This is a genomic window from Verrucomicrobiota bacterium, assembly GCA_037139415.1.
Taxonomy (GTDB): Bacteria; Verrucomicrobiota; Verrucomicrobiia; order Limisphaerales; family Fontisphaeraceae; genus JBAXGN01.
Window position 1 is genome coordinate 1 of the sequence record JBAXGN010000029.1, and the last position, 23199, is coordinate 23199.

Sequence of the window (23199 nt, forward strand, 5' to 3'; positions counted from 1 at the left end):
AGCCGGTTGCACCGACTGAGCTACCTCCTACCCAAATCCAGATGAGTCAGCCCTGGCAAGGGATCACGGTTTATTGAATGAGTGCTGGCTTGGTCAGGCGGTGGGTGATATGTTCAGGCATGATGAAATGCTATATGATTCTGTTTCTGGCGGGTTGTTTGCTGCTGGCTGGTTGCATGACGCGGTACAATGTGACCCTCAGCAATGGCACGGTCATCACCGCCAAAGGCAAACCGAAATTGGACGAACAATCGGGGCGTTATGTATTTACGGACGCCACGGGAAAGCAAGTGGCCGTGTCGGCCATGCGGGTGAAGGAAATTGCTCCGGTTGGCTGGGGCTCGGATTCCAGCGATGGCCCCCATTTCAAATCCAGGTCCTATCGCTGATCCTGGTGCGCCGATGTGGGGGTGAGCAGTTGCTGTTTTTCCCGGTTGACAGGGAGCCGGTGGCCCCCTATTTTTTCCGCTCCTTTTGGCTTGAGGCTGGTTCGGTCCGGGAAGGTCCGGCCGGCCCATGAATACCGGGAAGGATGTGAATTAGATTGACTGAAATTCGATTAAAAAAAGGCGAGCCGGTTGACAAAGCGTTACGGCGGCTGAAAAAGCGGATTGACCGTGAAGGCACTTTGAAAGAAGTGCGCAATCATCGTCATTACGAAAAGCCGAGTGAACGACGGCGGCGCAAAGAAAAGGTCGCGCGGTTTAGCGCGATGTTGAGTGCTCGTTACGCGGATATGTAATCTGCGGCTGATTTCAGCGCCGGGCAGGACTGATTGTTTCCTGCCCGGCTTTTTTGTTTTTACTCTTTGAACCGGTTGAGATAAACTTGGTCTCATATACGTATGTATTCGTTATCCACTTGTTGGAATTCGCACCGCCACACGGATGGCCGTGCCATGTTGCGGGAAATCCGGGAGCTGGGTTTTGAGTATGCCGAGTTAAGTCATGGCATACGCATCAGCCTGTTGCCGGGTATTTTCGAGGCGGTGGAGGCGGGGGAAATCAAAATATCCACCCTGCACAATTTTTGCCCGTTGCCGTTGGGGGTGGAGCGGGCGGCGCCCAATATTTTTAAATTCACCTCGTTGGATCAACGCGAACGCGAGAACGCCCAGCGCCACACGTTCAAGACCATCGAAATGGCGGCGCGGCTCCAGGCGAAGGTGGTGGTGCTGCACTTAGGGGCCATTGAAATGAAGGAATACACCGAACGGTTGCTGGACATGGTGGGCGAGCATGAGCGGGAAACGCCCAAATACGAGAAACTTTGCGCCGAATTGATGGCGCTGCGCGAGGAGAAAAAAGATAAGCATCTCGAAGTGGCGTATGAATTGTTGCATCGGTTGGCGGCCGAGGCCGAAAAGCACGGCGTGCGCTTGGGGATTGAGAACCGGGAAGCGCTGGAAGAGGTGCCGCTGGAGAGTGATTATCCGTTTTTTTTCCGTGAATTTCCCAATCCCACGGTCGCCTATTGGCATGACACCGGGCACGCCCAAATCAAAGAGAATTTGGGTTTCATCTATCACACCATGCATCTCGAGGGTTTGGCTGACCGCCTGGCTGGTTTCCATATTCATGATGTAAAATTTCCTGGCCGCGACCATCAGGCGCCTGGCTCCGGCATGATTGATTTTGCCGCCCTCAAGCCCATGGTGAAGCCGGAACACATCAAGGTGTTTGAGTACAGTCCGCGCATGACTGCGGAAGACGCCTTGGCGGGCGTCAAGCATATCAAGGCGATCTGGGGCGAAGAGTGAGTGCGCCGCGCAAAATCTGGAACGTCTCGTGGCGGTTGGTGGTCTGCGGACTGCTGATGCTCTGGATTTTTCACGCGATCTTCACCAATGAGGCCAAAACCTGGGTGCAAGCCCAGGGAAAAGTCTGGGAGCAGATGCCCGCCCGGGACCAGTGGCACCTTGCTTGGGGTCATGGTCCCGCCGAACTTTGGAAAACCATCCATCAGATCAGCTTGGCTAACTTTGCCCTGGCCACGCTCGTCATGGGGACCACCATCGTGTTTGGTTTCTTGCGCTGGCGGATGGTGCTGCAAGTGCAGGGCTTGAACCTTTCCGTGGGGCGGGCCGCTGAAATTTCCCTGGTGGCGCATTTTTTTAACTCGTTTTTACTTGGGTCCACCGGTGGTGATCTGATCAAGGCCTATTACGCCGCACGGGAAACCCATCACCGAAAGACCGAAGCGGTGGTTACGGTTTTTGCCGACCGCCTGATCGGCTTGTGGGCCATGCTGCTCTTTGCCGGCATGATGATGATCCCCAACTGGTCCCTGCTGCGGGAACATGAAAAACTGCTGGCCACCGTTGGGCTGGTGATGGCTATGCTATGCGCCTGTACTGTGCTGGTCACCCTCTCCTTCTGGGGCGGAGTTACCAAACGCTGGCCGGGAGCGCGGGAACGGCTTCGCCGTCTGCCCAAGGGCGAATGGCTGGAGCGTTCGATTGATTCGTGCCGTGAATTTGGCAAAGCGCCTGGCTTTCTCCTGCGCACACTCGCTGTTTCCATGCTATTGAATGTTGCCTGTGTGATCCAATTCATTATTCTGGCAAACGGCCTTGGCTTGACCATTTCCTGGATGGCCTTGTGCCTGATCGTTCCCTCTATCATTTGCATCTCCGCCTTGCCCATCACTCCCAGCGGCCTTGGGGTGCGCGAAAATTTATTTGTCTTGATGCTGGCGGTGCCGGAGTTGCGGGTGCCGGCAACCGCCGCCTTGTCGCTCTCGCTGCTGGCCTACGCCGGCAGTCTGTTCTGGAGCCTTGTCGGCGGCGTGGTGTATGTCAGTCTCCGGGAACGTCACCATCTCAAAGAAGTAACGGAAGCGCCGGTGGAGTGAGCATCGCAGGGCCATCGCGTTGCGCGGCTAAAGTGGCCGGCACCGGCCAGTGCCCGTCCGCCCGGTGAAGTGTGCCCGTCAAGGTGTTGGGCCGCACTTTGCGCATCAAATCGCGCACGTGGCAGGGGGCGTTGGAAAATGCTTGAAAAGGGTCCAGGAGGCCCTAGTCTGGCCATGCTATGAATGGCGGTGGACCAAAATCCTGATTATGATGAAACTCAATGGATGGCTGCTCGGTTATGGCATGATCCTGGTGATGCTCGGGCTAACGTCGTGCTCCAATCAAGAGTCGGCAGACCGCCAGTTGTTGGCGGAAATCCGGGCCAAGGCGGAAAAGGGCGATGCCCATGCGCAAAATCAACTGGGCGAAGTGTTTTATAGTGGCAAAGGCGGCGTGGCGAAGGATTACCAGCAGGCCGTAAACTGGTACCGCAAAGCCGCCGGGCAGAATGATGCCCCGGCACAATTTAATCTTGGTGTCTGCTACGAACATGGTCAGGGCGTCGCCAAGGATGAGGGCGAGGCGGCCAAGTGGTTTCGCAAAGCCGCCGAACAAAATCACGCCAAGGCACAAATTAATCTGGGTTTCTACTATTTCAAAGGCCGTGGGATGGCTAAGGATGAGGCGGAGGGGATCAAATGGTGGCGTAAGGCCGCCGAGCAAAACAGCGCTGACGCGCAAAACAATCTGGGCGTCCTTTACTTCCTCGGCCAAGGGGTGGCGAAGGATGAAGCGGAGGCAGCGAAGTGGTTTCGCAAGGCGGCGGAGCAGAATCTAGCCGGGGCGCAGTCCAAACTGGGCAACTGCTACGCGAATGGTCAGGGGGTGGCAAAGGATGAAGTGGAGGCCTACAAGTGGTGGCTGCTGGCGGCGACACAGGGTGATGAACTGGCCAGAAACAACCTGGCGATCTTGGAAAGCGCGCTGACCCAGGTTCAAATTGCGGAGGGAAAAAAACGGGAGCGGGAGTTCAAGCCGAAGAAGTTGACCCCGGTGCCGTGAATTGCTGTCAGCTATGATTCGCCCGAACCACCTCTGGGTGTGCGCTCGGGGCAATTCCATGCGGCGTCAATAAATGCAGGACGTCGTTTGCTTTACACTTCCGTGGTGGTGAAGGGGCGGCCGTGGCTGGCGCAGATCATCTGGGCAGCGTAACGGGCGGAGAGCGCGGCGTAGGGCAGGCCACCGCCTGGTTCGACCCAGTGGCCCGCCATGTAAAACTCTTTTAGTCCAGGCAGCGTGCGGGGGGGCAGCCAGCCCACGACGCGCGGCGTCGGCATCCAACCCTGGCAACTGCCCAACCAGTTGCCGGTGTGGCGCACAAAGGTGGCGGGGGTGGCGACATCGGAAACTTCCACCTGCTGGGCCAGGCCGGGGAAACGAATATCGAGTGCGGCGACGATCTGTTGTAGCAGCGATTGCTTTTCCCGCTGATAGGCGGCGAAGTTGTCTTTTCGCAGGGCGGTCCAGAATTCGCACCGGCAGCGCAGGCCAATGGTTATCACCGTGCAGCCTTCCGGGCACAGTCCGGCGTCGGCAGTGAACACGGAAATTGGGAGCCGGGCATGGTGCGTTTGATCGTCCACTCGCAGCGGTTGGAACAGGGGAAGGCTGAGCGTATGGGGCGCGTCTGGAAAGGTTTGCTGAATCCCCAGGGAGACCTGAATATGGCCCGGAAACACATCCCCCGCTGCGTAGGCATCACTGGTCTTGCGATCCACAAACCGGCCCTCAAGCATCTGGTAAATCGTCGTGCGCCCGTCCGCGCAGGAAATCACCGTGGCGGCGGGAATGACCGTTCCATCCGCGCAACGTACGCCCGTGGCCCGGCCATGCTCGACCGTCACTGAAACCACGCGGGTGTTGCACCGGATGTGCCCGCCGAGTCGGACATAGCGGTCGGCAATTGCCTGGATGAAAGCCCGCGACCCGCCGGTGACATAGCCGGCGTTTTTCCTGGAACGCCACGCCAACAACATCACCAGCACCATGGCCGAGGTGCGTCCGTCGCCGGCAATGGCCATCAGGGCTTGGCGCAGGAACTCGTTTTGATACGTTGCCAGGTAGGCGTCCACCGTCCGGTTCTTCCAGGCCAGGACCACTGGTACTGTCGGCAGGTAGCGGAGTCCCAGCTTGATTTTTTCAAACGGGGTCATTAACTCCAACGGTTTTTCCATGGGCGGTTCGAGGCTCGCACATCGTCGCGCCGCCCTTAGGAGCGTATCAATGCGCTTGGTGTCTTCGGGGGCGATGCGTTTGAACTCGCGTGCCAGTTCGTCCAGGCTGGCAGGCACGGAAACGGCTTTGCCGTTCTGCCCCTCGATGCGCATGAAGCTGTCGTGATTGATCACGGTGCGTCCGGCAATGGCGCCCAATTCCCGCCAAATCCGGTGAAAGGCTGAATCGGGATCAGTGCCGACCAACCAGCGCAGGCAACCATCAAACGTGTACGCACCGCGATCCCAGGCGGCGCACAGGCCGCCCGGCACAAGGTCAGCCTCGATAATCTCGCTCTGGAACCCGTTCATTTGCAGGTAACAGCCGCAGGCCAGCCCCGCTAGTCCTCCGCCAATGATGAGTTTACGGTCGGAGCCCTGGCCCGTGACCTCCGGTTTCCCGGCGGCGTTCAGACCCTGGTCGCTGTGGTTGCTTCCGCGACCCTCTGCAAAATTATTGTTGGACACAGTCAATGGCCGGTGAATTTGCGTTCTTTCTGGTGTGATGTCAACTGGCGGGCGCTTGAATTCGCACTTTTGCGCTTAGGCACCAGGTTTTTGAATCTCGCCGGACCAATAAATACTTGCCGGACGCTCAGTTATACGGCAATTTCTGTACTGACAGAAATTACAGAACTATGCAGACATTAAATTCGGTGCAACAAAAGTTCATCCTTCACTGGGGGGAAATGGGCACCCGGTGGGGCATCAACCGCACGGTGGCCCAGATTCACGCCCTGCTCTTTATCTCGCCCCAGCCGCTGCCGGCGGAAGTGATCGCCGATACCCTGGCCGTGGCCCGCTCCAATGTCAGCACCAGCCTCAAGGAATTGCAGGCTTGGGGCGTTATCCGCCTGGTGCATGTCATGGGTGACAAACGCGATCACTTTGAATCCATGAAGGATGTCTGGGAGATGTTTCGCGCGGTGTTGGACGAGCGTAAAAAGCGCGAATTGGACCCGACCCTCACGTTGTTGCGTGATTGCCTGATTGACGCCGAACAAAACAAGGTCGCCGACCCATATACCGAGGAACGGCTGCGGGAGTTGACCGAGTTTTTTGAAACCACCAATGCTTGGTATGCCCAAGTGCGGCTCTGGCCGCGCGGTTCGCTTGGCAAATTGGTGAAACTGGGGGATAAGGCGCTGAGGATCTTGGGGATTGGCGGAAAAGAACGGACCATGAAGTGAAAATAACGTTGTCCCGCATGATGAGTTGCTGAAATCCGAAGTGCGAACGCCGAAAACCAGAATGCCATACCCGGCCAGCTTTGAAGCTCCCATCTTGAATTATTGAACCATGAATTCTCAGATTCCACCTGCGTGCCAATCACCAAACCATGCTCCCCCCTGCGCTTCCCCGCCGACCCAGACTGCCACCGGGCTATGGCAGAAATTGAAATCCGCTTTCGCTGGCGAACCGCCGGTTGCCCGTTCGTTCTCCCCGACCGCCGTTCGGCATAAACATCACCGGTGCATTCCGTTTTTTGATATTCCGTAACGCTCAGCAACTTAAACGGTGAAGGTTACAAGCCGTTTGCCGGAGCTGCCGGATGGCAGCACGCGAGCGGCACTGAATGATTTGTTGATACGCATCAGTCTGGCTCAGGGTGGCGGTGCTTGGTATAAATAACTAGATTAATTCGCCAAACCAACTTGCTCCCGGTTTCTATTGGTTGGTCATTTTTTGCCCGAAAATATTTCCGGTGCAGCCTTCGATCTTTGACCGGCCAGCGTGTGGAAGTCCCGCCTCGGTAATTGATGGTGGAACCGAGTAGTAACCCACCGTACGGAGTTATGGGGTGGCGATGGGTTTTGGTCCGGCTGGGGTGAGGGTTACGGGGCCTAGCAACCCGGAGTCGGTCAATGGCCAGTTGGAGGCGTCAAAGGGTTTATAATCGAGGTTGACGAAATTGATGTCATGAAAGTTCTGCCATTTGACCTTGCGCCGATCCAGATCGCGAATGCGATTGGCGGAGACGTTGACCACTTCAATTTCCAATTGGTTGCCCGTCGGTTTCAATGGTCCGACTGAGACTTGGAACGGCGGGATGAACAAGGTGCCCAGGTCGCGTCCATTCAGGTACACGCGCGCGCTCTGGCAAACCCGGCCAAGATCCAGAATCCACTGTGAGCTGCTGGACGGCGGGGCATCGAAAGAGAGCGTGTACCGCGCAGTGCCCGCGAACCGTTGCGCGTTGGTACCGCCCAGTTCCGTCCAGGATGCCAGGTGATCGGTCTGGAAGGGCGCGGGTAATTCCGGCCCCCCTTGCAAGAAGGTGACCTGCCAGGAACCCGTCAGCGTGGTTTGGGGCGCGAGCGTTTTTTGATAGGGCCAAGGTTCGCCCGTCACCCCGGTATTGAAGGTGCGCAGCACCATGGAGGCGCCTGGCGTCAGGTCGAGGTAAACTGCAATTCCGCCACGCGCCTGCTTGTGCAATGCCCCCAGCCCGGTCTGGCCGTTCATGGGGTCCATCAGCACAACTGAGACGGCGGAGTCGTTCAACGGTACCCAACCCGTTACCGGTTGTTCCGAACGATTCGCGATGAAGTAGTGGCGTCCGCCTTCATGCGTGCGCCGGATGAAATACAGGCCCGCATGATCTACCAGAGATTCGCGCCCAACTTGGGCAGCAGCCAACGCGGCTTCCAAGTCGCCGCACACCACCCGGCCCTTGCCCACGATGGTTTGCGACACGCCGTCGCCGGACTTGCCCGGTTGCAGCCGGGCCAGCGTTTTATGCAGCGCCGCGCGCCGCGTCTCCAAGTTTCCCCAGCCAGGCACATCGGTCGGCAGTTGGCCTTCAAAGATAACCGTCGCCCCCGCTTCCGCCAGGGCCACCAATTGTTCAAACGTTGGCAGGTGCATGACCTGGCAGCGCGGCACCACCACCACGCGATACGCGGCACCGGCGGTCTTGAGGCGGCCCTCGGCCACCGTGGTTCCGGCCAACTGGCGGTCCGAGATATAATCAAAGGCGTACCCGCGATTCCAGAGATGCTCGGCCGCTTTGCCGAGGGGTTGCGCCTCGAACCAGTCACGCGCATGAACCGTCATGTTGAGCACCCGCCCGCCGGGAGTCTGCCAGTAGTCATAAATGGGCCAGTAGAGTAAAACATCATTGTCCGGGCGTCCGGCCTGCAAGATGGATTGGCAGCGGGCGGCATACGCATTCAACGCGGAAACATGTTGCCAGACGGAATTGCGCGGATTCATCTCGAACGCGGCATAGAATACCCAGCCGGGCCACTCCGCCTCATCCGGCGAGTAGCAGGTGCCGTGATAAAAAATATGGTTAATGCCGCTGACGAACAGATCGTCCAACAGATATTTCATATCCCCGAGCGTCTCGGTGAAATGTTCCTGGAGCCAGGTGCCGGTTTCATTGGCTACCAACGCTCGCCCCGCCACATGGGCGGAGGAGGAGGCAAACTTGGAAATCAGCTTATTGCGATCCTTAAAAAACATCTCGGATTCCGGGATGTCCGCCAGGGCGTACAGATCGAGCAGGTTGCCTGGGGAACCATGCGCCTCGTTGCGCGTGAGGAAACCGTTCTTTTTCGCCCACGCCGTCCAAAGCGGCATGGTTTCCTCCGCCATGAGATCGGAAATGGTCTCGCGATAATCACATTTTATCCGGGCGGTGTGCTCGTTCGTGGCCTTGCCAAACAGCGCGGGCAACTCTTGCTCCAGCCGGTACCCGCGACGCTGCGCGAACTTGGTAAACAAATCCGGCGCCCAATCGGACCGGTATTCATACGAATCATGGTACACGGCGCGCGGTTTGGGGCCTTGGTAACCGGCAAATGCCTCATCAAACCAGCGCAGATAGTTTTTCATTCCGTCGGCGTAAAACAGATTCAGCATGTGGCCTTCGCCGCCGGGCGCGGCCCGTTTGACCTTCTGGCCGGAAGGCTTTTGAGACACCGCATAAACCGTCCATGGCCCGCCCTCCGCCACCCAGGCGACCATGCCATCGACACCGATTTTCCCGGTGAGTTCAAGCGCCTTGCCATCCGGGGAAAACGCCATTAAAGCCTGAATGGACTTCCGGTCAAATTTTTCAAGCAGCCGCGCCCCCGGCTTGACCTCGGTGACATTCACAACGACGGCGGCGTTGGCTTCCTGAGCCGTGACTCGTGGCCCGCCAAAGCACCAGCCGGTGCCCGTGGTCATATCCACATTCAAGTCCAGCCGCTGCCCCTCGGTTACGGTATGGCGCAGCATGGCCATCCATTGGGGGCTGAGATAGGGAATGTACTTCTCTTCCCAACCTTTGGCACCATAGATGGGGATAATATGGACCGCGCCCATGCCGGCGTCGTGATACCGTTGCATCTCGCGGCTGAGGTTATTGGTATCCACGGCACTGGCCATCCACCACCAGTAACCGCCTGGGCGGCATTCACGGGTGATTGGTGGCCAGGCGAAGGAATCGGCGCTGGCCGCAAATGTTCCCAGCCAGGCCATGGCCATTCCGAGATGACACAAACGCAATTTCATGCGGTGATTGTTCCCCAAATTCCCCATTTGTCACTTAAAAAGAGGCTATTGTAGCGATTTGGCACACCTTGGTGCTGGTTTGGGACGCTACGGGGCAAAATGGAACTTCCGCTGATGATGGATCGCTTGCCAATCCGGCAGAAGGATGCACCGTCGAGCCTCCGCCTGACACCGCATCATCGCCTACCGTCACATGCCCCGCTACACCATCAGGCTTTTGTTTTGGCCAGCGATTCTTGGTAGAACATGCGCACCGGAGCGCCCCCCAAGGCAATGGCGCACCAGGCGGCTTCATCCAATTGGGCCTGGGTAAGCCCCAACTTGAGGGCTTTCTCATAATGCGCGTCAAAGCAGGGATGGCACCGGCTGTAAATCACCAGGCTGAAGAGGATGAGTTCCTTGGTCTTTTCATCCAGCACGCCGGGGCCTTGCACGGAGCGGATGAGCGCGGCAAACGCCTTTTGGGATTCCCCCACGGAACTAGGCGCGTGGGGAGCGTTGAACACGTCCGCACAACAGCCGGGCGGGTGGGCGTCGGGAGCAGGTGATGGTGTATTCATGGTGTCGAGGGTGGTTTGAGAATTAACGGGTAATGCTGACAAATCAGGTGGCAGGTCGGCGGTCACCTCAATCCGCCCGTCCGACGGGCCGGTGATTTGGCCAATAACGCAGCCATCGCAGCCACGCTCCGCCAGGGAACGTTGCAACGCTGCCAGGCGATCCGGCGGAATGGCAATCAGCAGGCCGCCGGAAGTTTGTGCGTCAAAGCCGAGGTGTACACGCGCCTCCACCACGTCGGCGGCAATCTGCAACGCCTCACCGACAAATTCCCGGTTCCGTTCCACCGCGCCCGGGATGATGCCTTGCTGGAAGGCGTCCAACACGCCATCAAACGACGGCAGGGCATTGGCGGCAATCCGGGCAGTGAGTTTGCCCTGGCGCAGCATCCGAAAGAGATGGCCGAACAGACCAAAGCCGGTGATATCGGTGCAGGCGGAAGCGCCGGATTGCCGCATCGCTTCGGCAGCGGCTCGGTTGAGGGTTGCCATGGATTTTTCCGCCGCCGCCAGGCCTGCAGGAAATTCCCTTCCAATCTGCCGCGCGAAAATCAAGACCCCGGTGCCCAGCGGCTTGGTGAGGACCAGCAAGTCGCCGACCTTGGGAGTTTCCAAAGCGCGGGCCACGGCTGGGTCAATGGTTCCGGTGATGGCGAATCCAAGCTTGATCTCTGGATCCTTGAGGCTGTGTCCTCCGATCAGCGCCACGCCTGCCTGGCCGAGCACCTCCATGGCACCCGCGAGCATTTGATACATGACTTCGCCCGGCAAGGTTTCCGATGGAAACGCGAGAATGTTCAGCGCTGTGCGGGGTTCTCCCCCCATGGCGTAAATATCGGAAAGGCAGTTGGCCGCGCAAATACGGCCAAAGAGATGGGGATCGTCCACGCAAGGGGTGAACACATCCACGGTTTGCACCAGGCAAAGGGTATCGGAGATGCGATAAATGGCGGCGTCATCCGCCGCCGCCAAACCTGAGATGACCGCTGGATCGTTCACGGCCGGCAATCGTGCGAGGGCGGCCTCCAGATCGGCGGGGGCGATCTTGGAAGCGCAGCCGGCGTTATGCACCAGTTGCGTGAGTTTGACTTGGGAAAGCTCCACCTGCTCGGGCCGTTCTCCCGCGCACGGGCAAATTCCCTGGTCGCGGAACACGTCGCAAGGGCAGGGGCGTCGGGGATCACAGATACAGTGGCCCAGCCGTTGCGACAACTCCATCACCCGTCTGCGTTTGGCAAAATCAATTTTCATCGGGATCATGCCAACGCAAAATACCCGCAAGGCGGGCGGGTCACCTGCTTCTCTGAATCATGTTGGTACAGCACTGGCATCGGCGGCTTTTATAACCGAGGTTTACTCGGGAAAGCAACCCAGCAGTGCGGTGGCGAAATAAAATTCGCCTGCCCTCCTTTGACGTTGAGAAGCGATGCGCTTGGCCATGACGCCAATTTGCCGAAGACAACGTCGACGTTGCGTGGCTGAACCAGTTGGCAACCTATTTTGTTGCCTTGAACGGATAGATTGAAAAAGAGGGCACGATAACAGGGGCAACCTGTTGTGAATCATTAGCAGCCCATGGTTACGGGTGCCCCCTTCGTGTGGTTCAATCAGTTGGTACTGGGTTTTGTGGTTGCGGCGGTGGTTACCCGGGCCAGAGTTTGGAAGGCCTTCAACCACTGGTTGTGGGCTGCCGTACGGAAACTGATCGCTTTATCGGTCAAAACAACCCTTCTGCCTGTGCTGCCGCATTTGGCCGCCAAGCGACTGTACTTCTGGGATAGTTTGGCTTTCGAAGCGGCCAGTCGCGCCATGACCAGGGTGCGTCCGGCGAGGCGTTTGAGGCCTGATATGACAACGCACATGCTGTCCGGTGTGCCGTGGTGTCCGCTGAGACTTCCAACTTGGAGGCCTTCGGTAGTACGCACGATGCAGGGGCCGCAGAGCACGTCGGTCTCCGCGATGGACGGGTTCTTTTGGAAGAGCACCAGGGCCATTTCGGCATTGTTTCTGGTTCCGACGCTTGCTGGGGCAACGCGGGTGGTTCCCTCCATTTTAGCGGGGGAGAACTGCTCTTGAAGGTGAATTTCGGTTTCGCCCTGATGGACGCCGCTGCCGATGGTAACCGGTTTGAGCGTGAACGGGAATTCCTGCAATGTTTTTATGTTATTCATGGTTTTTTATCGGTAAATGAAGCGAGGCCATCCTAAACCGATTGCACCAAGGTCCAAAAACCGCACTTATAGTACTCTGCAATTATGAGAAAGCGAACTATATCGCTTTTATTATTTTGGTCCGTTTACACCAGGTTATTTTGGCAGGATGCCGGCGTTAAAATACGCTTATGCCCGTGGCTGGTCGTGTTCCCCGATGCATTACTTCTGCCAGACGCCAAGCCATCGGGATGCTGAGATTCGACCAATGGACGCTTCATCCAGCCATAACGCCCATCCGTTGGATGGTTCAATCAAGCTCGTGAGGCGGCTCCGGTTGGTAAAAGTAAAAAATTCGATTGCGGTTGTTGCTTGATTTCCGTGAACGTCCGGGCCAAAATCCGGTCGTATATTTAGGTGTGATTTATGGCGATAGCAACGATACTTCAAATCGAAAACCTCAAGGTTGAGTATCGCGACCGTGAGGGTGGTGGCGTCAAGTTGGCAGTCAACAACTTGAGCCTGCGGGTGCTTGCCGGTGAGGTGTTTGGGTTTCTCGGGCCAAATGGCGCCGGGAAAACTTCCACCATGAAGGTGCTGCTCGGTTTTCTCAAACCCGCGAGCGGGTCCGCCAGCATCTTCGGGGTGGATGCCAGCCAGCCGATTGCCCGTCAACGCATTGGGTATCTTCCGGAATTGACCTATTATTACAAGTTCCTGACCGCTGAGGAGTTGCTGCGGTTTTACGCCAAGTTGTTTCAATTGCCTTCCGTAGAGGCCAACCGCCGCATTGATGCGGTTCTGAAACTGGTGGAATTGGAGGCGGTGCGGCAGCGGCAGATCAAAACGTATTCCAAAGGCATGATGCAGCGAGTCGGGTTGGCCCAGGCGCTGATTAATAACCCGGATCTCTTAATTTTGGATGAGCCCACCAGTGGTCTTGATCCGGTGGGGCGCATGCAGGTCAGGGATATTATCCAGCGGTTGAAAAGTGAAGGGAAAACGGTATTTTTTTCATCGCATGAATTGGGCGAGGTGGAGACGGTTTGTGATCGGGTGGGTATCTTGTGCCGGGGAGAGTTGAAAGTGGAAGGCCGGGTGGCTGATCTCACGCGGCAATATCAGGGTAATCTCGAACAAATTTTTCTGAAAGCCATCGGGTACGTGAACGCCCCGGCGGCGACTGCTTAAGCGTATGCAAAACATCCTAGCCATCGCTGGAGTGGTGCTCCGAGAGATGATCCGGCGCAAGGATTTTTATGTCTTGTTCGTGCTCACGGCCTTGATTGTCCTGATTATGGGCTCGGTGAATTTTTTTGGCGATGACAAGATTGTCCGATATCTGAAGGAAATTTGCCTACTGCTGATCTGGGTCTCTTCGCTGGTGATGGCGATTACCACAGCGGCGCGCCAACTTCCCTCCGAGCGGGAGAATCGCACCATTTTTCCTCTGCTGGCCAAACCGGTCACGCGTGATCAAGTGGTGCTGGGTAAATTTTTTGGCTGCTGGTTCGCCATGGGAATGGCGCTGCTATTGTTCTACCTGTTTTTCGCGGTAATCAGCGGTTCTCGCGAACATTATCTGCCGGTGGGAAGCTACCTTCAGGCACTTGGGGCGCATTGGCTGGCCTTGGGGGTCATTGTCGCCATGGCGTTGCTGGGTTCCCTGGTATTCGCGGCTCCTTCCAGTAATGGTACGATCTGTTTGGTGGTGGTGATTGGCATTCTGACCGTGGGACGGCATTTGAACAAGGTGGCCTTGGGGATGCCCGAACCGCAGCAGACCTTGGTGTACACCCTATATTATCTTTTGCCGCATCTCGAGCTGTTTGACCTCCGGGACCTGGTGATTCATAACTGGCCGGTGGCCCCTTGGTGCCCCTGGCTGATGCTGCACTTATACGCGGCCGTATATGCCGCCCTGTTTCTGTTAGCCGCCTGCCTGAAGTTTCGGCGCACAACCTTGGACTGACCCATGGCTGGACCTGTGTACCTGTTTGCCTTGTTGTTAACGCTGGCCTTTTCCATGGCGGCGGGATTGGTACCGTGGCATCAGCAGTGGTCGGGTGCGCGCGGGCGCAATGACAGTCTGCTCGCCACGGTTTTTGGCGACAGTCGGCGCTTATTTTCCAATCATTTCTTTGTCAAGGCGGATGTGTATTACCACATGGGCTTTTATCCGGGCATTTTTGATCTGCAATCGAATGAACGCGGGCAGATCCACATGGCCGAGGATGCCGGGTTGCAGGCGGAACACGACGAAGGCGCGTTCTTTCGCGGCACCAAGCCATTGGATTGGCTGGATTCCTTTGAGCGGAATTTTCACCCCTCCACGCATGTTCATGCCGACGATAAAACTCAGGGGAGCGAACGGGAAATTTTGCCTTGGCTGAAAGTGGCCGCCGAATTGGACCCGCAGCGGATTGAAACGTACACGGTGGCGGCTTTCTGGTTGCGCAAGAGCATGAAACGTCCGGAAGTTGCCGAACAGTTTTTGCGCGAGGGACTACGCAATAATCCCGGCAATGCGCAAATTCTATTCGAGCTTGGACGGATTTTTTTGGATGAACATCATGACCTGATGCGCTCTCGCAATGTCCAGGAATTGGCGTTGCGCAAGTGGCGGGAAAACGAGGCAGCCAAACCGGAGTCGGACCCGTTCCTGCTGGAACAAATTTTAGGACAGTTGGTCTTTTTAGAACGTCAGGTTTCCAACTGGTCGCGAGTGCTTGATTATTTGCGTGAGTTGCGATCCCTTACACCCAATCCAGACGCCATTGACAAGCAAATCCAGGAAGTTCGTGAACTCATGGCTAAACCCGGCGGCAAATAGCCGTAATGGACTTTTTACCGACGCCGGGGCCTTATGCGGCGTTTCTCGTCGGCGGTGATTGGAACTGGCTCAAGAACCCCGCTCCCCAATGGCAGGCGTGCTTCCGGTGGGAATTCCCATCAAGTGAGTCTGGACAGCGGATTCGTAGAAAAAAAGCGGGACTGGTGATGCCAGTCCCGCTTGAATGTGCATTATCCGGTTTCCCGGTTGCGCAGAGCAAATGGATTAATAGTCCATTCCGCCGCCCATGCCTTCATGGCCGGCCGGAGCGGGTTTCTTTTCCTTCTCCGGAATCTCGGTGACGAGGCATTCGGTGGTGAGGAGCAGTCCGGCGATGGACGCCGCGTTCTGCAGGGCGGTGCGGGTGACCTTTTTCGGATCCACCACGCCGGCCTTCACGAGGTCTTCATAGACGCCCGTGGCGACGTTGTAACCATCGTTGCCCTTGCGGCGCTTGACTTCCTCGACAATGACGGAGCCTTCGACACCGGCATTGCGGGAGAGTGCCTTCAAAGGATACTCGACCGCGCGCTTGACGATGTCCACGCCAATGCGTTCATCTTCATTGGCGCCTTTGACGGCGTCAATGGCGGGCAGACAGCGGATGAGGGCCACGCCGCCACCGGCGACAATGCCTTCTTCGACTGCGGCGCGGGTGGCGTGCAGGGCGTCTTCCACGCGGGCCTTCTTCTCCTTCATTTCGGATTCCGTCGCGGCGCCAACGCGGATGACCGCGACGCCACCGGCCAGCTTGGCCAGACGTTCCTGGAGTTTTTCGCGATCGTAATCCGAGGTGGTTTCCTCGATCTGACGGCGGATCTGGTTGACGCGGCCCTGGATTTCAGAGCTTTTGCCATTGCCTTCGACGAGGGTGGTGTTTTCCTTGTCCACCACCACGCTCTTGGCGCGGCCGAGGTCAGAGAGTTCCACGGTCTCGAGCTTGACGCCGAGGTCTTCAGTGATGAACTTGCCACCGGTGAGGATGGCGATGTCTTCGCACATGGCCTTGCGGCGGTCACCAAAGCCGGGGGCTTTGACGGCGACGCACTTCAGGATGCCGCGAATGTTGTTCACCACGAGGGTGGCCAAGGCTTCGCCTTCTACTTCTTCGGAAAGAATTACCAGCGGTTTGCCCGCTTTGGCAACCTTCTCGAGCAGCGGGAGCAGGTCCTTGAGGCTGCTGATTTTCTTTTCGAACAGCAGGATGTAGGGGTCTTCGAATTTGCATTCCATCGTCTCCGCGTTGGTGACGAAGTAGGGAGAGAGATAGCCCTTGTCGAACTGCATGCCTTCGACCACTTCGAGGGTGGTTTCGATGGACTTGGCTTCTTCAACCGTAATGGTGCCGTCTTTGCCCACTTTGTCCATGGCATCGGCGATAATTTTGCCGATGTCACTGTCCCAGTTGGCGGAAACGGTGGCGACCTGCTTGATTTCTTCCTTGTCCTTGACCTTCTTGGTGATCTTGTCGAGCTGGCTCACGGCGGCGTCAACGGCCTTTTGGATGCCGCGTTGGAGCCCGATCGGGTTCGCGCCGGCGGTGACAAACTTCAGGCCTTCGCGATAAATCGCTTCGGCCAGCACGGTGGCGGTGGTGGTGCCGTCGCCCGCGGCGTCGCTGGTGCGGCTGGCCACTTCACGAACCATCTGCGCGCCCATGTTTTCATAGGGGCATTCGAGTTCGATTTCCTTGGCCACGGTCACGCCGTCTTTGGTGACGGTCGGCGAGCCGAATTTTTTGTCGAGCACCACGTTGCGGCCTTTGGGCCCCAGGGTGGCCGTGACGGCGCGGCTGAGTTTGCTGACACCGCGCAGGATGGCCTGCCGGGCGGCTTCGTCAAAAATCAATTGTTTTGCTGCCATAGTATTTAGTTAGGTTTAAATTAGGGTTGTGGTTGCAAGTTATTCGAGTACGGCCAGAATATCTTCAGAATTCAGGATCTTGTATTCCTTGCCGTCAATTTTGATCTCGGTGCCGCCATATTTGCTGGTCAGCACGCGGTCGCCCACCTTGACTTCAAAAGCAATCTTCTTGCCATTGTCGTCGAGTTTGCCCGTCCCGAGCGCCACGACGGACGATTCGATGGGTTTTTCTTTCGCGGTATCAGGAATGATAATGCCGCCTTTTTTTGCTTCTTTCTCTTCGACTGCTTCCACGAGGACGCGGTCGCCGAGCGGTTTCACTTTAAGTGCCATATTCGGTTTGTTGTTGTTTTGTTGTTGTTGTTGGTTGGTACAGTTAATCCCGCCGCACTCGCGGCGGGAAATTATCCGTTAATTCTTGCCTTTTTTCTCGTCCACTACCTCAGCGTCAATGATCGGGCCCTGATCTTTCTTACCCGCCTCCTTGGCGTCGCTGGAGGCGCCTTCCGTAACGGGCGCGGCCTTGCCAGCTTTGGCTTTTTCCGCCGCTTCGCGGTATAACTCCGCTGATGCCGCCTGCCAGGCTTCGTTGAGCTTGTCGGCAGCGCTGCGCAACGCGGCGGCGTCACTTCCCTTGAGCGCTTCCTTTACCACCTTCACCGCCTCCTCAATTTTGCTCCGGTCAGTGGCCGGGATTTTATCCTGGTTCTCCTTGAGCATTTTTTCGGAGCGATACACGGCATTATCAGCCTCGTTTCGGACTTCCACTTCTTCGCGCTGGCGCTTGTCATCTTCCGCATGGGATTCGGCTTCCTTGCGCAAGCGTTCTACATCGTCCTTGGCGAGACCGCTGCCGGCGGTGATGGTGATTTTCTGTTCCTTGCCGGTGCCGAGATCTTTGGCGCTGACGTGCAGGATGCCGTTGGCATCAATATCAAAGGTCACTTCGATCTGCGGTACGCCGCGCGGGGCAGGGGGAATATCCACCAAGTCAAACTGGCCCAGCACCTTGTTGTCGGGGAACATTGCGCGCTCGCCTTGGGCGATGCGGATGGTCACCGCTGGCTGGCTGTCCGAGGCGGTCGAGAAAATTTCCGATTTCCGGGTCGGGATCGTAGTGTTGCGCTCAATCAATTTGGTGAACACCCGGCCCAACGTTTCGATGCCGAGCGATAGCGGGGTCACGTCAAGCAGCAGCACGTCTTTCACTTCACCCTTCAGCACACCGCCTTGGATGGCTGCGCCCACGGCGACCACTTCATCCGGGTTCACGCCTTGATGCGGCTGTTTGTTGACCAGTGTGCGGGCTACTTCTACTACGCGGGGCATGCGTGTCATGCCGCCCACCAGAACCAACTCATCAATTTTGACGGCTTCCACCTTGGCATCCCGCAAACAGTTCTTCACGGGAGCAATGGTGCGCTCAAAAAGAGAATCGCAAAGCTGTTCCATTTTGGAACGGGTCAGCTTGGTGCTAATGTGTTTCGGCCCAGAGGCGTCTGCCGTGATGAACGGCAGGTTGATGTCGTATTGCTGGGCGCTGGAGAGTGCAATCTTGGCTTTTTCGGCCTCTTCTTTGATGCGCTGTAGTGAATCCGGCTGTTTGCGCAAATCAATGCCGTGTTCGCGCTTGAATTCATCAATAATCCAGTCCATGAGCTGGTTGTCCCAGTCATCGCCGCCTAAGTGGGTATCCCCGTTGGTGGCGCAAACCTCAAACACGCCATCGCCGATTTCGAGCACGGAAATATCGAAGGTGCCGCCGCCCAAGTCATAGACCGCTATCTTTTCATCCTTCTTTTTGTCGAGCCCGTACGCCAGTGAGGCAGCGGTCGGTTCGTTGATGATGCGCAGCACTTCAAGACCGGCAATGCGTCCGGCGTCCTTGGTGGCTTGGCGTTGGGAATCATTGAAGTAGGCGGGCACGGTAATTACCGCTTGGGTGATCTTTTCGCCCAGTCGCATTTCCGCATCCGTTTTCAGCTTGGCCAAAATCATCGCGGAGACTTCCGGCGGACTGAAGGCTTTGCGCTGACCGTCCACGTCCACTTCCACATGGGCGTCGCCGTTGGCGGCCCGCACCACCTTGTAAGGCACGCGTTTGACTTCTTCCTGCACTTCTTCAAACTTGCGTCCCATGAAGCGCTTGATGGAATAAACCGTATTACGGGAATTGGTCACGGCCTGACGCTTGGCGGCTTCCCCGACCAGACGTTCGCCGTTCTTCGTGAAGGCCACCACCGAGGGAGTGGTGCGTTTGCCTTCCGAATTCTCCAAAACCATTGGCTCCCCGCCTTCCATGATGGCCATGCAGGAGTTCGTGGTTCCCAAATCAATGCCTAAAATCTTTGCCATAAAATTCTTATGTTTTAGCTTCGAGTAACAAACCCGTTAGCAAGACCTACCTAGCAAGATGAGTGCCGATAAAATAACTGTTTACATAAGAATTTGTATAACAACTAGTTATGAAATAAACATCAATCTTCTTTAGGACGACTATAGGGCGCTGGATAACTTGAGTTGTGCCAACTTGGCATAACACAGAACAAGAATGGCACACTTCTTCGATTTCTTGGGGGGGAGAGTTAGCGACGTGCTAGTCGGCTTTCATCACGGCTTGCAGACGCCGTAAATCCTTGAGATCCTGCGAATTGGCAAATCGCTGCGGAACGGATTCCACAATCTTTGGGAAAGCCCAACGCCAATGTTCCACATGACCATCGGCAAAGGAAATATTGGCACCCATATTATGGCGATCAGAAGGTTGATCAAACCAGTAGTCGCCACAACGCGAGTTGGCGGGATACAATCCAAACTGGGCGTCCCAGCAGACATTTTCGTTTTCGTCAATCAACACAAACAGACGCTCTGGAGAGGGGTTCAAGATGTCAGTGAAGCGTTTAAAGAAGGGGATTCCGTTCGGCGGCATGCCAAGGAGTGCGGGATCACTGTTGGCCGAGGCGCTCATATTATAGCTACGGGTGCGGGGTTTTGGCATCAGGTTCCCGTTCGCGTCTTCCACCGAGGAACGATCCGAAGGACACCGGTAAATAAGTGCAGAACGATTGTAGGGGTATAATTTGCCATTTTCAATATTCGCCGTGGTCAAATCCACCCGTGGGTTCCCCGGACACCAGGAAACATTATTAGGACTCGAAGCGGAAGAGGTTCTGACATTAAGACCGGGGTTGAAGTTGAAGTAGTTCGGCGGCAACTCCTCTTCGTTATCGTCCGCATACATATTCCAGCATAACTGAAGCTGCTTCAGGTTGTTCAGGCAATGGATGCTGCGACCTTGCTCCATGGAACGATTTAACGCCGGCAGCATGATTGCAGCCAGCACTGCGATGATGGCGATGACGATGAGTAGCTCTACCACCGTGAACCCCGCCCGTTCAAACCTCTGTGCCGAGGCACACTGATGGCGTCCTCTTATTCGCCCGCAAAGGCAAATGCTGCTAACCTGTTTGTATTCTGTACGCATCAGGCATCTAGGCTGAGAGTCACTATAGCACGCTTGTCAGTTAAGTGCCAAGTTGTTTTTTCAAAAAAATCACGGTCGTAACTCCAATACATGCATGTCCTCAGTTCAATCGGTCTGGGCAAAAGGAATCTTAATTTTGCAGGCTTGCGACCTGTCAAAGCTTTGCTCATACTGCCGTCCGTGAAGCATTCAGCACAGCATGAAGCATCCGCCTTGGGCATTCTGGCCGGCAACCGGTCATTGCCGTTGTTATTGGCTCGCGAGGCGCGTCAACAAGGGGTCAAGCGTCTCGTCGCCGTTGCCTTCGAGAACGAAACCCAGCCGGAGTTGGCCTCGCTGGTGGATGAAATCGTCTGGTTGCGCGTCGGGCAACTGGGGAAACTCATTGAAGCCTTCACTTCGCGTGGTATCCAGCGTTGTGTTATGGTGGGGCAGATCGCCCCCAAAAACTTGTTCGATTTGCGGCCCGACCTGCGCGCCATGTCTCTTCTGCTGCGCTTGAAGGAAAAGAACGCCCACACGATTTTCGGTGCAATTGCCGACGAACTGCATAAGGAGGGGGTGGAATTAGTGGAAGCCACTCCCTGGCTGCGCCCTTGGATGCCGGGTGCCGGATTCCAACTTGGACCCAAACCCGCGAAGAACCAAATCGAGGATATCCCGTTCGGATTTCGCATCGCCAAGGAAGTTTCCCGGCTCGATATCGGCCAGATGGTGGTGGTGAAAAACGGGACGGTGTTGGCGGTGGAAGGGTTTGAAGGCACGGACAAATGCCTGGCACGCGGTGGTGAACTGGCCGGCAAGGAGGGCGGCGCGGTGGCGGTCAAAGTCGCCAAAGAAAAGCACGACATGCGGTTTGATATTCCCTGCGTGGGGCCGAAGACCATCGAGGTTTGCGGTACGACGGGCGTCGCCGTGCTCGCGGTGGAAGCGGAGCGGACGTTGTTGCTGGAAATGGAAGAGCTAAAACAGATGATCGAGAAATACCGGGTGACGTTGATCAGTCACCACCCTGGGTAGGCGAAACTCCCGAATCTGGACACCCCGCGCCGCATTCCCGACGGGTTCTCCTGCGGAGCGCATGGCCACGTAGGTTTGATCCGTGCAAAGAAACTTTATGAGCCACTTCACTGGCCAACCGGCGGCAGGCGCAAGGTGGCGTCCAAGGGCGGCAACTCCGCCAGGTTTTTCCCCGGAACACCCGCGCCCAGTTTGATGACGCGTTCGCCACTGGGGCGCACGGAGCGTTCATAACTGCCCACGGCGTCGTTGAAGGCCTCATTGGCGCGGGCCAGGCCACTCCGGATTTTCTCCAAGTGATCCGTGAACTTGGCCACGCGCGCGAACAGCTCCTGCGCCGCCTCGGCGATCTGCCGGGCATTGTCCGTTTGCGCCGATTGCTGCCAACTCATACTAACCGAGCGCAAGAGGGCAATCAGGGAGGCGGGCGTGGCCAGCATGATGCGGTTTTCGGCCGCCCACACAATCAGGTCGCGGTCCCCCTCCAGCGCGGCGCTAAACAGGGATTCCGCCGGCAAAAAGAGCACCACGTAATCCAGCGCATTGGGGAACTGACCGGGATAATCCTTTTTGTCCAGGGCGCGGATGGTGTCTTTGAGCCGGGCGGCGTGCGCGGCCAGCTTCTCGTTGCGCTTGGCGGGATCGGCCTCATCCAATGCGACCAGGAAATCGAGGTCCGGCACCTTGGCATCAATGATGATGACCCGGTTTCCGGGCAGATGCACAATCATGTCGGGCTTCTTGTCATCGGACTGCGCCTGCTCGACGAAATCGCAGTGATGACTCATGCCGGCAGCCTCCACGACGCGCCGCAGGGTTTCCTCACCCCAACGGCCGCGGGCAGGCGCGGATTTGAGCACCATGCGGAACTGCTGCGTTTCCGTGGCCAGGGTTTCGCTCTGCTTGGTCAGCGTCTCAAGCTGTTTGCGGACCTCGCCCAGAGTGGTGGACTGGGCGGTCTCGCTCTGTTGCAGACGCTGTTGATAGGTTTTGAGCTGTTCTTCGAGCGGCTTGAGCAGCGTGGCAATGGATTCCTGCCGGGTGGCCAGGTCACCCTTGGCGACTTCCTGAAACTTGCCGAAGGTTTCGTTGGCGAGCCGCAAAAATTCGGGGGCCGACTGTTTGAGGGCGTCGGCGCTCAACGCCTTGAAGGTCTCCCGCAAATCCGCGAGCGCCTTCGCTTGGGCCTCGCGGGCCGTGTTCATCTGTTGCTCCTGGTTCAGGCGCTGGGCCTCGGCCAGCTTGTGGGCGGCGGCGAGGTTGGCCTGGGTGGCGGCCAGTTCGGCAACCCGCTTGGCGAGCTGTTCGCGCAACTCCCCGGCGGTGGTATTGGCGGTTTGCAATTGATCCTGCGCCTGCTCCAGTTGGGCCAGGGCGTTATCGCGCGCGGTTCTCGCGGCGGCCTCCAGGGCACCGATGTCCGCCGCCGCTTTCCGCGAAGCCGCCAGTTCCTGCTCGCGGTTGGCGAGGAGCGCGCGCAATTCCGCTTCCACGGGGCTGTTCGTCTGGGTGGTTCGGCGGGAACCGATCAGCCAGCCGATGACCACGCCCAGCACCACACCGATGATTAAAAATAGAATTTCCATGACGTTCTTAATATTGGCACAGCGACCGCACTATGACGGCAATGCGGCACCCACAGGAAGCATACGGGATGGCGGCGGATCATGTCGAGGAACGAAAGGACCGTGAAAGGGCGTTTTCGACTGCGGCCCTCAA

Annotated in this window: 19 protein-coding genes; 10 read left to right on the forward strand and 9 right to left on the reverse strand. The window is 57.1% G+C overall.

Going from position 1 to position 23199, the window contains the following annotated elements; genetic code table 11:
- Positions 1 to 119 precede the first annotated feature (119 nt).
- From WCO56_07095 to WCO56_07115, 5 genes are all read left to right on the forward strand, one after another.
- Complete coding sequence (locus tag WCO56_07095; GenBank protein MEI7729320.1) at positions 120 to 389, forward strand: YgdI/YgdR family lipoprotein; 270 nt, start codon at positions 120 to 122, stop codon at positions 387 to 389.
- Between the two features lie 155 nt (positions 390 to 544).
- The gene (gene rpsU / locus WCO56_07100) at positions 545 to 742 is read left to right on the forward strand and encodes a 30S ribosomal protein S21 (GenBank protein MEI7729321.1); all 198 of its coding nucleotides are present in this window, start codon (positions 545 to 547) and stop codon (positions 740 to 742) included.
- A 102-nt stretch (positions 743 to 844) separates the two neighbouring features.
- Positions 845 to 1759, forward strand: coding sequence for a sugar phosphate isomerase/epimerase (locus tag WCO56_07105; GenBank protein ID MEI7729322.1), 915 nt, complete (start codon positions 845 to 847; stop codon positions 1757 to 1759).
- The gene (locus WCO56_07110; GenBank protein MEI7729323.1) at positions 1756 to 2853 is read left to right on the forward strand and encodes a lysylphosphatidylglycerol synthase transmembrane domain-containing protein; all 1098 of its coding nucleotides are present in this window, start codon (positions 1756 to 1758) and stop codon (positions 2851 to 2853) included. Before WCO56_07105 ends, WCO56_07110 begins: the two co-directional genes overlap by 4 nt.
- A gap of 208 nt (positions 2854 to 3061) precedes the next feature.
- Positions 3062 to 3856, forward strand: a complete 795-nt coding sequence (locus WCO56_07115) for a tetratricopeptide repeat protein (GenBank protein MEI7729324.1) — start codon at positions 3062 to 3064, stop codon at positions 3854 to 3856.
- Between the two features lie 92 nt (positions 3857 to 3948).
- Here WCO56_07115 and WCO56_07120 read toward each other — a convergent pair whose 3' ends face one another.
- Positions 3949 to 5538 carry an NAD(P)/FAD-dependent oxidoreductase gene (locus WCO56_07120; GenBank protein ID MEI7729325.1) on the reverse strand — a complete coding sequence of 530 codons (1590 nt, stop codon included), beginning with the start codon at positions 5536 to 5538 and terminating at the stop codon, positions 3949 to 3951.
- A gap of 170 nt (positions 5539 to 5708) precedes the next feature.
- Here WCO56_07120 and WCO56_07125 point away from each other — a divergent pair, with 170 nt between their 5' ends.
- On the forward strand, positions 5709 to 6260 hold the full coding sequence (locus WCO56_07125) for a MarR family transcriptional regulator (protein MEI7729326.1): 552 nt from the start codon (positions 5709 to 5711) through the stop codon (positions 6258 to 6260).
- Between the two features lie 604 nt (positions 6261 to 6864).
- On the opposite strand, the gene WCO56_07130 is transcribed toward WCO56_07125, so the two are convergent.
- The 3 genes from WCO56_07130 to WCO56_07140 all read right to left on the reverse strand — a co-directional run bounded on the left by WCO56_07130 (position 6865) and on the right by WCO56_07140 (position 12301).
- A complete protein-coding gene (locus tag WCO56_07130) occupies positions 6865 to 9573 on the reverse strand; it encodes a glycosyl hydrolase (protein MEI7729327.1) in 2709 nt (902 codons plus the stop codon).
- Between the two features lie 209 nt (positions 9574 to 9782).
- The gene (gene selD, locus WCO56_07135) at positions 9783 to 11390 is read right to left on the reverse strand and encodes a selenide, water dikinase SelD (protein MEI7729328.1); all 1608 of its coding nucleotides are present in this window, start codon (positions 11388 to 11390) and stop codon (positions 9783 to 9785) included.
- A 347-nt stretch (positions 11391 to 11737) separates the two neighbouring features.
- On the reverse strand, positions 11738 to 12301 hold the full coding sequence (locus WCO56_07140; protein MEI7729329.1) for a hypothetical protein: 564 nt from the start codon (positions 12299 to 12301) through the stop codon (positions 11738 to 11740).
- 405 nt (positions 12302 to 12706) lie between these two features.
- Here WCO56_07140 and WCO56_07145 point away from each other — a divergent pair, with 405 nt between their 5' ends.
- From WCO56_07145 to WCO56_07155, 3 genes are read left to right on the forward strand one after another with little or no spacing between them, the layout of a single operon-like run.
- A complete protein-coding gene (locus WCO56_07145; protein ID MEI7729330.1) occupies positions 12707 to 13471 on the forward strand; it encodes an ABC transporter ATP-binding protein in 765 nt (254 codons plus the stop codon).
- 4 nt (positions 13472 to 13475) lie between these two features.
- Positions 13476 to 14252 (forward strand): ABC transporter permease, encoded by a 777-nt coding sequence (locus WCO56_07150; protein MEI7729331.1) that lies wholly within the window; start codon positions 13476 to 13478, stop codon positions 14250 to 14252.
- A 3-nt stretch (positions 14253 to 14255) separates the two neighbouring features.
- Positions 14256 to 15113 (forward strand): hypothetical protein, encoded by an 858-nt coding sequence (locus WCO56_07155; protein ID MEI7729332.1) that lies wholly within the window; start codon positions 14256 to 14258, stop codon positions 15111 to 15113.
- A gap of 225 nt (positions 15114 to 15338) precedes the next feature.
- Here WCO56_07155 and groL read toward each other — a convergent pair whose 3' ends face one another.
- The 4 genes from groL to WCO56_07175 all read right to left on the reverse strand — a co-directional run bounded on the left by groL (position 15339) and on the right by WCO56_07175 (position 20460).
- Complete coding sequence (gene groL / locus WCO56_07160) at positions 15339 to 16976, reverse strand: chaperonin GroEL (GenBank protein ID MEI7729333.1); 1638 nt, start codon at positions 16974 to 16976, stop codon at positions 15339 to 15341.
- A gap of 39 nt (positions 16977 to 17015) precedes the next feature.
- A complete protein-coding gene (groES, locus tag WCO56_07165) occupies positions 17016 to 17309 on the reverse strand; it encodes a co-chaperone GroES (protein MEI7729334.1) in 294 nt (97 codons plus the stop codon).
- Positions 17310 to 17387: 78 nt separating this feature from the next.
- On the reverse strand, positions 17388 to 19331 hold the full coding sequence (gene dnaK / locus WCO56_07170; protein MEI7729335.1) for a molecular chaperone DnaK: 1944 nt from the start codon (positions 19329 to 19331) through the stop codon (positions 17388 to 17390).
- Between the two features lie 241 nt (positions 19332 to 19572).
- Positions 19573 to 20460 (reverse strand): prepilin-type N-terminal cleavage/methylation domain-containing protein, encoded by an 888-nt coding sequence (locus WCO56_07175; protein MEI7729336.1) that lies wholly within the window; start codon positions 20458 to 20460, stop codon positions 19573 to 19575.
- Positions 20461 to 20640: 180 nt separating this feature from the next.
- Here WCO56_07175 and lpxI point away from each other — a divergent pair, with 180 nt between their 5' ends.
- A complete protein-coding gene (gene lpxI / locus WCO56_07180) occupies positions 20641 to 21480 on the forward strand; it encodes a UDP-2,3-diacylglucosamine diphosphatase LpxI (protein MEI7729337.1) in 840 nt (279 codons plus the stop codon).
- A gap of 107 nt (positions 21481 to 21587) precedes the next feature.
- Here lpxI and rmuC read toward each other — a convergent pair whose 3' ends face one another.
- Entirely contained in the window at positions 21588 to 23066 is a 1479-nt protein-coding gene (rmuC, locus tag WCO56_07185) for a DNA recombination protein RmuC (GenBank protein MEI7729338.1), read from the reverse strand.
- Between the last annotated feature and the right edge of the window lie 133 nt (positions 23067 to 23199).